Genomic DNA, 12,121 nt, shown 5'->3' with positions numbered 1-12,121 from the left:
GCCGAAACCACCATCGCCGCCCTGACCACGACGGAAATCGAAGCCCTGAACGCCACCCAGATCGATGCGTTTACAACGACCCAGCTTGCCGCTATGACTCCGGAACAACTGGCCGCCATCGAGAGCGCCGGACCTAGGGGCGATCTGCCAATGGAAAAGGTGGCGAGGGCGACGCAACGGACACGTCGGAGCAGCCGTAAGGCCGTATTCCGGCACAGACACGCAAGGACACAAGAAGCGCCATGTCCAATGATGTTTTGTCTCCGGCCCTGATACAGTCCATGGTGGGGAGTCTGAGCGTTCCGGACCTCATCCGGACCACCGAAACGTTCAAGCAAAGCGGGCAGACGGCTTCGGTTGAGGCCGCCTATGCGGCCTGGATCGGGCACAACCCGGACGATCCGCTCCTGTATGCCGTATTGTTTAATTATTCCGTGGTGCTTTCCGATGTCGGCAAGCTGGCCGAGGCCCAACAGTGCCTGGAGCAGGCCATTGCCATAAACGCCGATTTCATGCCGGCCTACATCAATCTCGGCCGCATCTACGAACGCCTGGGCAAGATCGGGCTGGCCATTATCCAGTGGTCGGCGGCCCTGGCCCGGATGGCCGCCGTCAACGGCCCGGCCGTCACCCACAAGACCACGGCGCTCAATCAAAGCGCCCGGGCCCTGGAAGCCGTCAACCAGGACGACGCCGCCGAGAACATGCTGCGCGAGAGCCTGGAGCTTGACCGGCAGCAGCGCGAGGTCATCCAGCATCTGGTGGCCCTGCGCCAGCGCCAGTGCAAATGGCCGGTGGCCCTGGCCTCCGAGCGCGTGGAGCGGGGTATCCTGGTCGACGGCATGTCGCCCCTGTCCGCCGCCGCCTACACCGACGATCCGCTGTGGCAGCTGGCCCTGGCCGACCACTACAACAAGCTCGACGTCGGCAGCCTGCCAGGCGTCATGGCCGAGTGGCCAAAGGCCGTCCGGGAGGGGACAGCCCCCCTTCGCATCGGCTATCTCTCCTCGGACCTGCGCGAACACGCCGTGGGCTATCTCATGTCGGAAATTTTCGGCCTGCACGACCGCAGCCGGGTGGAGGTCTTTGCCTATTACTGCGGCATCGACGCCGTGGACCCGCTCCACCGCCACTTCCAGGCCACGGCCGACCACTTCGTGCCCATAAGCCAGCTCGACGACGCTGCCGCAGCCAAACGCATCGCCGACGACGGCATCCATATCCTGGTCGATTTAAACGGCTACACCCGCGACGCACGGCTCAAACTCGTGGCCCTGCGCCCGGCCCCGGTCATCGTCAACTGGCTTGGCTACCCCGGGACCATGGGCAGCCCCTACCACCACTATCTCATCGCCGACGACTGGATCGTCCCCGAATCCCACGAGGCCTACTATTCCGAAAAGGTCCTGCGCCTGCCCTGCTACCAGCCAAGCAACCGCAACCGGACCGTGGCCCCGGACCGCCCCGGCCGGGCCGAGGCCGGGCTGCCCGAAGAGGCCATGGTCTATTGCTGCTTTAACGGCGCGCACAAAATCCACCGGGCCACCTTCGAGCGCTGGCTCACCATCCTGGCCCGGGTTCCGGGCAGCGTGCTGTGGCTGTTGGCCAGCGGCGACGACGTCAACGAGCGCCTGCGCCAGTACGCCCAGAGCCGGGGCATCGACCCCAAACGGCTGGTTTTTGCTCCCAAGGCCGCCAACCCGGCCCATCTGGCCCGCTACGCCCTGGCCGACCTGTTCCTGGACACCACGCCCTACGGCGCGCACACCACCGCCTCCGACGCCCTGTGGACCGGGGTGCCGGTGCTGACGGTCAGCGGCCGGTCCTTTGCCTCCCGGGTATGCGGCAGTCTGGTGCGCGCCGCCGGCCTGCCGGAGCTGGTCTGCGACACGGTTGACGCCTACGTCGAGCAGGCCGTGGCCCTGGGCACCGATCCTGCCGCCATCGCCCCGCTTCGGGAGCGTCTGGCCGCCAGCCGGGACAGCGCCACGCTCTTTGACATGCCCGGCCTGGTGGCCGGCCTGGAAGCCCTGTACGAGACCATGTGGCAGGACTTTGCGGCCAAGGCCCTGCCGCGCCCGGATTTGGCCAACCTCGATATCTATCTCGAGGTCGGCAGCCAGTTCGACCACGAGGGGTCCGAGGTGCAGGGAATCAAGGACTACCATGGCTGGTGGGCCGAGCGGCTGGCCCGGCGCAACCGGCTTCGCCCCATCCCCCGCGACCGCCGGCTGGCCACGGACCCGGCCGTCTACGGCTAAGGCCCGACACCCCGTCCCGGACCGCCTTTCCCGAACAGACCAATCCGACCCCATGCCGGCCGCAGGAGAAAACCCTCCGGCGGCCGGCCATGCCTGTCCTGTCCAAAAGCGCCTTCCTCCCGGCCACGACACGCCCTCGCCCCGATTTAATCATGAAACGGTAACCGGCGACGGGGAGTATCGGGAATATACGTCCTGGGGCGGCCCCGCTCCACGGCGCATCGGCCTTGCCCGGTCTCCCGGCCGGCCCAAATCCCGGAGGAACACCCGCCATGAAACGCATCGTTTTGGCCCTTGCCGCTGTCCTTATCCTGGCCGCCAACGCCCTGGCGGCCGAGATCCTGGTCTACACCGCCCTGGAGGATGACCAGATCCCCCGCTATATGAAGAGCTTCAAGGAAAAACACCCGGACATCGACGTCAAATTCGTGCGCGATTCAACCGGCATCGTCACGGCCAGACTGCTGGCGGAAAAGGACAATCCCCAGGCGGACGTGGTGTGGGGCCTCTCGGCCGTCAGCCTCATGCAGTTCAAGGCCGCCGGCCTGCTCGAACCCTACACCCCGGCCGATGGCGGCAAGGTTCTGGCGTCCTTTAAAGACGCGGGCACCCCCCCGGTCTGGTACGGCATCGACGCCTGGATGACCGGCTTTTGCGTCAACACCGTGGAGCTCAAAAACAGGAACCTGCCCCTGCCCGAATCCTTTGCCGACCTCATCAAGCCCGAATACAAAGGCCAGGTGACCATGCCCAACCCGGCCTCCTCGGGCACGGGCTTTCTCACCGTCTCGGCCATCCTCCAACTGATGGGCGAGGAAAAGGGCTGGGCCTATCTCGACAAGTTAAACGACAACATCTCAAGCTACACCCATTCCGGTTCCAAGCCCTGCAAACTGGCCGGCACCGGCGAGTCCACCATCGGCATCTCGTTTGGGTACCGGGGCCTGCAGCAGAAGAAAAAGGGCGAACCCATCGAGACGGTCTTCCCCAAGGAAGGCTCGGGCTGGGATCTGGAAGCCAACGCCCTGGTCAAAAAGGCGGCCATCAAGCCCGAGGCCAAGACCTTCCTCGACTGGGCCGTGTCCCCTGAGGCCATGCAGGAATACGCCCAGAGCTTCGCCGTCACCGGCTACCCGACCGGCACGCCCATCCCCGAAGGCTACCCGGCCGAGCCGACCAAACAAATGATCAAAAACGATTTCGACTGGGCCGCCAAAAACCGCGACGCCATCCTGGCCGAATGGACCAAACGCTACGACGGCAAGAGCGAACCCAAAAAATAAACCTAGCGGCAACCACTGCGGGCGCGATGCAGCTTCCCCGCAGAGGTTGCCCCGGGCCGGTCTGGCGGGCAGACCTTTCCCCCGCCAGACCGGCCCGGGGCAACCGGACACGGACGGCACACCATGGATCAGACACCGGGCGCCGACGGCAGCTATCTGGCCGCGCAAAACGTGGTCAAACGCTACGGCCGCTTCACCGCCTTAAACGACGTGGGCTTTACCGCGGCCAGGGGCGAATTCGTCAGCGTCCTTGGCCCCAGCGGCTGCGGCAAGACCACGCTGTTGCGCATCGTGGCCGGCCTGGAGCGCCAGGACGCCGGGCGCGTGGTCATAAGCGGACGCGATGTCTCGGCCCTGCCCGTGTCCCGGCGAAACGTGGGCATCGTCTTTCAGTCCTACGCCCTGTTCCCCAACCTGACCGCCGCCGACAACGTGGCCTACGGCCTGCGCAGCGGTCCCCAGGCCGGCGGCAACATCGCCCGGCGGGTCAACGAACTGCTGTCCCTGGTCGGCCTGACCGGGCTGCAGGGCAAATATCCGGCCCAGCTCTCGGGCGGCCAGCAGCAGCGGGTGGCCCTGGCCCGGGCCATGGCCCTGTCCCCGGACATCCTGCTTTTGGACGAACCGCTCTCGGCCCTGGATGCCAAGGTGCGCGCCCGTCTGCGCGGCGAGATAAAGGCCCTGCAAACCCGCCTGGGGGTCACCGCCATCATGGTCACCCACGACCAGGAAGAAGCCCTGACCATGGCCGACCGCATCCTGGTCATGGACCACGGCCGGGTGGTCCAGCACGGCACGCCGCGGGCCATCTACGACCAGCCGGCCACGCCCTTTGTGGCGGCCTTCATCGGCTCCATGAATTTTCTGGCCGGGGCGCAAAAACGCGGCCAGGGCGTCTACCAGCTCGGCCGGCGCACCCTGGCCGTCTGGCGCGAGCCCCAGGCCATCGAGACCGGCCAGACGGCAACACTTGGCATCCGCCCGGAAGACGTCGTCCTTGGCCATGAAGAACTGCCGGCCGACGAACGCCTGCCGGCCCGTGTGTCGGGCCTGGAATTTCGCGGCGCAACCACCCGCGTCACCCTGGCCCTGGCCGACCCCCGGCCCGAAACCGCCATCGAGGCCGACCTGCCCGCAGCCAGGGCCAGGGAGCTTGGCCTGGAAACGGGACGGCTCCTGCAAATCCTCCTGCCCCCGGACCGGGTCAGCGCCTATCAGGCGGCCTGACCGACCAGGACGGCAAACCGTTTCCGCCCGGGCCCGGCCACGGCAGGAAACGCCACTTGGAAACGCCATGACCGGCCACGCCGCCCCCCCTGTCCCGGACCAGTCCGACTGGCGGGAACCGCTTTTCTCCGAACGCCGGCTTCGGGCGCTCCTGCTCCTTGGCGTGGTGCTGTGGCTGGGGCTGGTGGTGGTCCTGCCCCTTGGCCAGCTCCTGGCCAAAAGCCTCTACGACGGCAGCGGCACCTTTGTCGGACTGGCCAACTTCCGGGCCTATTTCGCCAACCCGGCCCTGTCCCGGTCCCTGGCCAACAGCCTCCGCGTGGCCCTTTGGACCACGGCCCTGGCCGTGCCCCTGGGCTTTGCCTTTGCCTATGGCCTGACCCGCACGGCCATCCCGGGCAAGGGGTTTTTCCGGGGGCTGGCCATGGCCCCGCTTTTTGCCCCGACACTCCTTTACGGCATTACGCTGATCTATCTGTTCGGGCGAAAAGGCCTCGTAACCACGGGCTTTTTCGGATTCGCAAGCCGCACCCTCGGCATTGACGCCGGCTGGGACATCGGCCTGTACGGCCCGGTCGGCATCATCATCTCCGAGACGATCTTCACCTTTCCCCAGGCCATGCTCATCTTATCCATCGCCCTTCGCACCACCGACGCCCGGCTTTATGAGGCGGCCCGGTCCCTTGGGGCCTCTCCGCCCCGCATTTTTTTTACGGTGACCCTGCCCGGCGTCAAATACGGCCTGCTCTCCGCCGTCTTCGTCTGCTTCATTTTGTCGTTTACCGACTTCGGCGCGCCCAAGGTGGTGGGCGGGCAGTACAACGTGCTGGCCACCGACATCTACAAACAGGTCATCGGCCAGCAGAATTTCGCCATGGGGGCAACCGTTGGCGTGGTGCTGCTTTTCCCGACCCTCCTGGCCTTTTTCCTCGACCGGCTGGCCCAGCGTCGCCAGGCCGCGTTGATCGTGGCCCGGGCCGTGCCCCTGCCGCCGTGCGAAACGGCCCTGGTCAACCGCCTGTATTTCGCCTTTTGCAGCCTTATCGCCCTGCTGCTCCTGATCTTTCTGGGCACCGCCCTGCTTGCTTCCCTGGTGCGCGTGTGGCCCTATGACCTGTCGCTGTCACTGCGCCATTTCCGTTTCGGCGACATGGGCGGCGGCGGTTACGCTGCCCTGGGCAACAGCGTGGCCATGGCCGGCCTTTCCGCCATCCTCGGCACGGCCGCCACTTTTGGATCGGCCTATCTCGTGGAAAAGACCCGGGGGGCCTCGGCCCTGCGCCAGACCGCCTATTTCCTGTCCATGGCCCCGCTGGCCCTGCCGGGCATGGTCATCGGGTTGGCCTACATCTTTTTTTTCAACGCCCCGGCCTGGCAGGTGGCCGGTGTGCGCCTGCCAAGCCCGGTCCATTGGCTCTACGGCACCATGGGCCTGCTTGTGCTGTCCAATGTGGTGCACTTTTATTCCGTGTGCTTTTTGACGGCCACCACGGCGCTCAAGCAGCTCGACAAGGAATTCGAAGCGGTGTCCGAGTCCATGGCCGTGCCCTTTTACCGGACCTTCTGGCGGGTCACCGTGCCGGTATGCCTGCCGGCCGTCCTGGAAATCGCCCAGTTTCTCTTTGTCAACGCCATGGCCACGGTCTCGGCCGTGATCTTTCTCTACAGCGCCGACCTCCCCCTGGCCTCGGTGGCCGTGGCCAACATGGACGATGCCGGGGACACCGCCCCGGCCGCCGCCATGTCGGTGTGCATCGTGGCCGTCAGCATCCTGGTGCGCCTGCTCTTTGGCGCAGCCGCCGCCCGTCTGTCCCGGCGCAGCCAGCGCTGGATGGCTCCCTGACCGCGCCCCGCGAAGCAGACGGCAAAACGCATCAGGTCCGGCCGGGGCGGCAACGGTGGCGATCAACCCGCTTTTGGCGTAGGGTGCGTTCGTCCCAGTCAACCCGAACCACGAGGCCGACCATGCGCCGCACCCTCTGCTGTCTGTTTGCCGCTGCCGCCCTGTTGGCTGCGGTTTCCCCGGCACTTGCCGAAGAACTCGACTGCGTCACCACCGAATGGAAGCTTGTCGGGGCCAACCACAAGGTCTGCGTCAACGCCTTTGACGATCCCGACGTGCCCTGCGTCACCTGCTACATGAGCCAGGCCCGCACCGGCGGCATATCCGGCGCAGTCGGACTGGCCGAGGACCCGTCGGAATTCTCGCTGGATTGCCGCCAGACCTGCCCCATCACCCTGCCCGAGAAACTTCCCAAGAAAAAGAAGGTGTTCTCCGAGGGGACTTCCATCATCTTCAAGGATACCGAGGTCAACCGGCTCTACGATGCCAAGCGCAAAGCCATCATCTATCTGGCCATCAGCCGGCGCATCGTTTCCGGGTCACCCAAAAACTCCATCTCGACCGTCATCGTGCCATAGCCCCGCACCCGATGACGCCCTTTGACTCCATAGCCGTCGGCGTGGTGCTGGTCGGCGACGACGGAGCCGTGGCCGAGGCCGATGCCGAGGCCAGACGGCTGCTTGGCATCGACCTCTCCGGCGTCGTCTCCCCGCGCTGGAGCGAACTGGGCCTGTCCGTATCGGTCCACGAGCCGCCGGCCGGGCACGGAGCCCTGGTGTCGCGTTTGGACCCGGACGGCGCAGTGCGCTGGTTCGTCCTGTCGCGCCGGCCCCTGCGCCTGGGCGGCGAGCCGCTCTACGTCTTTTCCATGGCCGACGTCACGGCCATGGTCCACGACCTGGACAAGTACAAGGGCTTTTTCACCAATGCCGTGGAGGGCATCTTCCAGTCCACCCCGGGCGGCCAGTTCCTGGACGTCAACCCGGCCCTGGCCGCCATCCTCGGCTACGACAGCCCGGCAGACATGATCGAGACGCTGTCGGACCTGCGCACCGAACTCTATGTGGACCCGGCCGACCGCGACCGTTTCCTGGAGCGGTTGTCCCGGGACGGACGGGTCACGGGCCTGGAAACCCGGTTTTTCCGCAAGGACCACACGATCAAATGGATCTCCCAGGCGGCCCGGGTGGTGCGCGACGAGTCCGGGGGCGTGCGGTATATTGAAGGCCTCAACATTGACATCACGGCCCGCAAACAGGCCGAGGAAGCCTACAACGACATCCTGGAGCGCTACCGTTCCATTGTCACCGGCAGCATCGACGGGGTCATCCTGTGCGGCGCGGCCGGCACCATTGTCACGGCCAACCCGGAATCCGAACGCATCTTCGGGCGCAGCGAAGCCGAACTGGCGGCCATGGGCCTTGCCGGCATCATCGACGACACCGAGGGCCACCTCGCCGACGCCCTGGCCGAACTGGCCGGGACCGGACGGTTTCGCGGCGAACTCACCGGCCTTGGGACCATCGGCGAAACCGTGCCGCTTGAAGTTTCGGCCAGCGGCTTCCACCACAAGGGCGGCCCGGACCACAGCGTCTGGATCGTGCGCAACATCACCGACCGCAAACAGGCCGAGAGCGTGTTGCGGGAAAACGAGGAAAAATTCCGCCGCACCTTTGACCAGTCGCCCATCGGGGCCAGCATCCTGTCGCTTGATTACCGTTTTTTGCGCATAAACGACGCCCTGTGCCGCATCACCGGCTACGCCGCCACGGAACTGCAAGGCAAGTCCATGCTCGAGGTCACCCACCCCGAGGACGTGGCCGAGACCATCGATTGGGCCGAACGCCTGCTTTCCGGGGAATTCGACCGCTACGAGATCGACAAGCGCTATGTCCGAAGCGACGGCGAGACTGTCTGGGTCCATCTGTCGGTGCGCCTTATCCGCGATGTGGCCGGCCGGCCGCTCTATTTCATGGCCATCGTCCAGGACATCACCGAACGGGTGCGGGCCGAAAAAGAGATGCGGGAGCTTTTGGCTGAAAAGGAAAGCCTGCAGCTCAACCTCGAAGCCATCTTCCAGGCCATCCCCGACGCCATCGTGGTGGTGGACACCAAGATGCGGGTGGTCAAGACCAACCGGCCCCTGACCGACGTGTGCTTTGTCGGCGACATCCTGACCGGTCCCGGCGGCCAGCAGGTGGTGTCCGGGGCCTGCCGCCGGGGCTGTTTTGCAGCGCTGCGCTCCACCCTTGCCACCCAAAAAGCCGTGTTTGAATACCGGGTGGAATGCCTGGGCCAGAATCCGGGGCGGGTGGTGGTCATAAACTCCATGCCGCTGGCCGGCGAATCCGGGGCCTTTGTCGGCGCGGTGCTCATCATCCGCGACATCACCCGCCTGGCCGACCTGGAGCGGCGGCTGACCGACCTGCACAGCCACCGGGGCATCATCGGCAAATCCAAGCCCATGCGCGACATCTACCCCATGCTCGACCAGCTCGGCGAGGTGGACACCACCGTGCTCGTCACCGGCGAATCCGGCACCGGCAAGGAGTTGGTGGCCGAGGCCATCCACTTCGGCGGCCCCCGGGCCAAAAAGCCCTTTATCCGGGTCAACTGCTCGGCCCTGTCCGACGAACTGCTTGGCAGCGAGCTGTTCGGCCATGTGCGCGGGGCCTTTACCGGGGCCATCCGGGACAAGGTGGGCCGGTTTGAGGCCGCCCAGGGCGGCACCATTCTCTTGGATGAAATCGGCGACGTCTCGCCCCGGCTCCAGCTCGGGCTGTTGCGGGTGCTTGAGACCAAGGAATTCGAGCGAGTGGGCGAGGCCAGGACGCGCAAGGCCGATGTGCGGGTCATCGCCGCCACCAACGTGGACCTGCCCCAGCGCATCCGGGCCGGGCTTTTCCGGACCGATCTGTACTACCGCCTGAAGGTGGTCCAGGTGCATCTGCCGCCGCTGCGGGAGCGGGCCGAAGACATCCCGCTTTTGTCCGAACATTTCCTGCGCCACTTTGCCGCCAACTTCGGCAAGACCATCACCCGGCTGTCCGAAGAGGTCATGGGCATCCTCATGGACTACCCCTGGCCGGGCAACGTGCGCGAACTCAAGTATGCCATGGAACACGCCTGCGTGCTGTGCCCGGAGGGGGAAATCAGCATCGCCCACCTGCCGCGGGAATTGTTGGCTCCAAGCGTCCAGATACCGGCTGCGGCCACGGTCCGCCAGCCCTGGCGCGGCAGCCTGACCCACGACTCCATCCTTGGCGCGCTGCGCCAGTCCGGGGGCAACCGGTCCCAGGCGGCGCGGCTTCTCGGGGTGGACCGGCGCACGCTGTACCGGAACATGGCCCGTCTGGACATTGCCTGATTGCTGCGGGGCGACCGGGGCGGGCCAGGGTGTGGCATATGCCACATATGCGCCACAGGTGTGGCGTTTATGCCCCATGTCTACGCCACACATCCTTCCTGGCGACCCATCTTGCTTTCTGACAATGCACTGAAAATACAAAGCATTATTAAAACACGTTGATTCATTGCACTTGGCACGGTCTTTGCCCTTTATTGCGCAAACTCGTCTGGCGCGATTGCGCCGGACAGGTCTCGATGGCGGGGGGCGGGACGGAGTGCACCAACTCCGTTTACTGGCGCAGACCTCACGGCCTATCCGGCCAAACGCGGACGCACTGATCTTCGGTTGAGCGTCCGTAAGGAGCGTCCACATGAGCGGCCACAAGGCAATTTACAAGTCTCTGTATTTCTGGGTCATCACCGGCATCGTTGTCGGCATCATCCTCGGCCTCGTGCCGGCGACAAAAGGTTTTGCCGAAAGTATGCAGCCCTTTGGCACGGCCTTCATCCGCATGGTCAAGATGATCATCGCGCCGATCATCTTCTGCACCGTCGTCACCGGCATCGCCAAGATGGGCGATATGGGGAAAGTCGGACGGGTGGGCATCAAATGCATGCTCTACTTCTGGACCATGACCCTTTTTGCCCTGGCCATCGGCCTCGTCGTGGTCAACCTCTACCAGCCCGGCGCCGGCATGGACGACTATGCCGCCAAGATGCAGGCCAACCAGAAGGAAATTGCCAAGGTCGAAGAGTTCGCCGGCAAGGCCAAGAAGATGTCCACCGTGGACTTCCTCATGAACATCGTCCCCACATCCGTGGTCGACGCCTTTGCCAAGGGTGAAATCCTCCAGGTCCTCTTCTTCTCCATCCTCTTTGGCGTCGGTCTGGCCAACCTCGGCGACAAGGCCAAAAACATCATCAAGATCATTGACGAATTCGGGCGAGGGTTGTTCAAGGTCGTCCACTACATCATGTATTTCGCGCCACTTGGCGCGTTCGGGGCCATGGCCTACGTGGTCTCCTCCCAGGGTCATGAAGCCCTCTTAAAGCTCCTCTACCTCATGCTCGGCGTCTACACGACCTGCATCATCTTCATCTTCGTGGTCCTGGCCATGGTCTGCAAGTTCTCCGGCTTCTCCCTGTGGCGCTACCTCGTCTACATCAAGGAAGAAATCCTGCTCGTGCTGGGCACCTCCTCCTCCGAGGCGGCGCTGCCCCGCATGATGGCCAAACTGGAAAACGCCGGAGCCGACAAGTCCGTGGTCGGCCTGTGCCTGCCCATGGGCTATTCGTTCAACCTCGACGGCACCTGCATCTACCTGACCATGGCCGCCGTGTTCCTGGCCCAGGCCACCAACACGCCGCTGGACTTAAGCCACCAGCTCTACCTGCTCTTCGTGCTGCTTTTGACCTCCAAGGGCGCGGCTGCCGTCACCGGCGGCGGATTCATCACCCTGGCCGCCACGCTCCAGACCGTGGGCACCATCCCGGTCGCCTCGCTGACGCTGCTGCTTGGCGTTGACCGCTTCATGTCCGAAGCCCGGGCCATCACCAACCTGATCGGCAACGGCATCGCCACCATCGTCGTGGCCAAATGGGAAAACGCGCTTGACATGAACAAGCTCCAGGCCGTCCTGGCCGGCACCGACGACGAATACGCCGATGACCCCGAGGATATGCTCATCCTTGAGGAATCGGCCGAATCCGTCCCCACCAAATCGTAATCACTCTGACGGAGGATACCCGATATGTCCGTTCCAACCACGGCAACCCACGAGGGACTGCCCATCGGCAAGCTCTCGGCCTATCTCGACTGGGTGCAGATGCTCACCGGAGCGACGCTCGTCCTGTTCATGTGGAGCCACCTGATCCTGGTCTCCAGCATCCTGCTCGGTCCCGGCGTCATGAACGGCCTGGCCTGGTTTTTCGAGGCCACCTACATGGCCCAGGTCGGCGGCCCGCTCATTTTCCTGTGCTTCCTGGTCCACTTCGTCCTGGCCGCCCGCAAGATTCCCTTTAATACCAAACAGCAGCGCATCATGCTCGCCAATGCCCAGCGCATGCGCCATCCCGATACCTGGCTGTGGATCGTCCAGGCCGTAACGGCCATGGGCATCCTCATCATGGGAGGCATCCATCTTTGGGTGATCCTGACC

Annotated in this window: 8 protein-coding genes and 1 pseudogene; all 9 read left to right on the top strand. The window is 64.8% G+C overall.

Going from position 1 to position 12,121, the window contains the following annotated elements:
- On the top strand, positions 1–273 hold a 273-nt coding region (locus tag DVDV_RS23010), incomplete at its 5' end, for a hypothetical protein (protein ID WP_217694149.1).
- Positions 243–2,261, top strand: coding sequence for a tetratricopeptide repeat protein (locus DVDV_RS20115; protein ID WP_075356368.1), 2,019 nt, complete (start codon positions 243–245; stop codon positions 2,259–2,261). The genes DVDV_RS23010 and DVDV_RS20115, both read left to right, overlap by 31 nt.
- Before the next feature lie 272 nt (positions 2,262–2,533).
- On the top strand, positions 2,534–3,544 hold the full coding sequence (locus tag DVDV_RS20110) for a putative 2-aminoethylphosphonate ABC transporter substrate-binding protein (protein ID WP_075356367.1): 1,011 nt from the start codon (positions 2,534–2,536) through the stop codon (positions 3,542–3,544).
- A gap of 123 nt (positions 3,545–3,667) precedes the next feature.
- A complete protein-coding gene (locus DVDV_RS20105; RefSeq protein ID WP_075356366.1) occupies positions 3,668–4,771 on the top strand; it encodes a putative 2-aminoethylphosphonate ABC transporter ATP-binding protein in 1,104 nt (367 codons plus the stop codon).
- 67 nt (positions 4,772–4,838) lie between these two features.
- A complete protein-coding gene (locus DVDV_RS20100) occupies positions 4,839–6,614 on the top strand; it encodes a putative 2-aminoethylphosphonate ABC transporter permease subunit (protein ID WP_075356365.1) in 1,776 nt (591 codons plus the stop codon).
- A 122-nt stretch (positions 6,615–6,736) separates the two neighbouring features.
- Positions 6,737–7,192 carry a CreA family protein gene (locus DVDV_RS20095; protein ID WP_075356364.1) on the top strand — a complete coding sequence of 152 codons (456 nt, stop codon included), beginning with the start codon at positions 6,737–6,739 and terminating at the stop codon, positions 7,190–7,192.
- 11 nt (positions 7,193–7,203) lie between these two features.
- On the top strand, positions 7,204–9,981 hold the full coding sequence (locus DVDV_RS20090) for a PAS domain S-box protein (RefSeq protein WP_075356363.1): 2,778 nt from the start codon (positions 7,204–7,206) through the stop codon (positions 9,979–9,981).
- 352 nt (positions 9,982–10,333) lie between these two features.
- A complete protein-coding gene (gene dctA / locus DVDV_RS20085; RefSeq protein WP_075356362.1) occupies positions 10,334–11,689 on the top strand; it encodes a C4-dicarboxylate transporter DctA in 1,356 nt (451 codons plus the stop codon).
- Between the two features lie 24 nt (positions 11,690–11,713).
- Positions 11,714–12,121, top strand: a pseudogene (locus DVDV_RS20080) (succinate dehydrogenase/fumarate reductase cytochrome b subunit); the annotation flags it as partial.

The organism is Desulfovibrio sp. DV, assembly GCF_001936595.1.
Classification (GTDB): domain Bacteria; phylum Desulfobacterota; class Desulfovibrionia; order Desulfovibrionales; family Desulfovibrionaceae; genus Solidesulfovibrio.
This window is presented reverse-complemented; position numbering and strand designations above follow the sequence as displayed.

Coding starts and splice junctions, on each gene's coding strand:
- DVDV_RS20115 (WP_075356368.1), top strand. CDS start 243: ATGTCCAATGATGTTTTGTCTCCGGCCCTGATACAGTCCATGGTGGGG.
- DVDV_RS20110 (WP_075356367.1), top strand. CDS start 2,534: ATGAAACGCATCGTTTTGGCCCTTGCCGCTGTCCTTATCCTGGCCGCC.
- DVDV_RS20105 (WP_075356366.1), top strand. CDS start 3,668: ATGGATCAGACACCGGGCGCCGACGGCAGCTATCTGGCCGCGCAAAAC.
- DVDV_RS20100 (WP_075356365.1), top strand. CDS start 4,839: ATGACCGGCCACGCCGCCCCCCCTGTCCCGGACCAGTCCGACTGGCGG.
- DVDV_RS20095 (WP_075356364.1), top strand. CDS start 6,737: ATGCGCCGCACCCTCTGCTGTCTGTTTGCCGCTGCCGCCCTGTTGGCT.
- DVDV_RS20090 (WP_075356363.1), top strand. CDS start 7,204: ATGACGCCCTTTGACTCCATAGCCGTCGGCGTGGTGCTGGTCGGCGAC.
- dctA (WP_075356362.1), top strand. CDS start 10,334: ATGAGCGGCCACAAGGCAATTTACAAGTCTCTGTATTTCTGGGTCATC.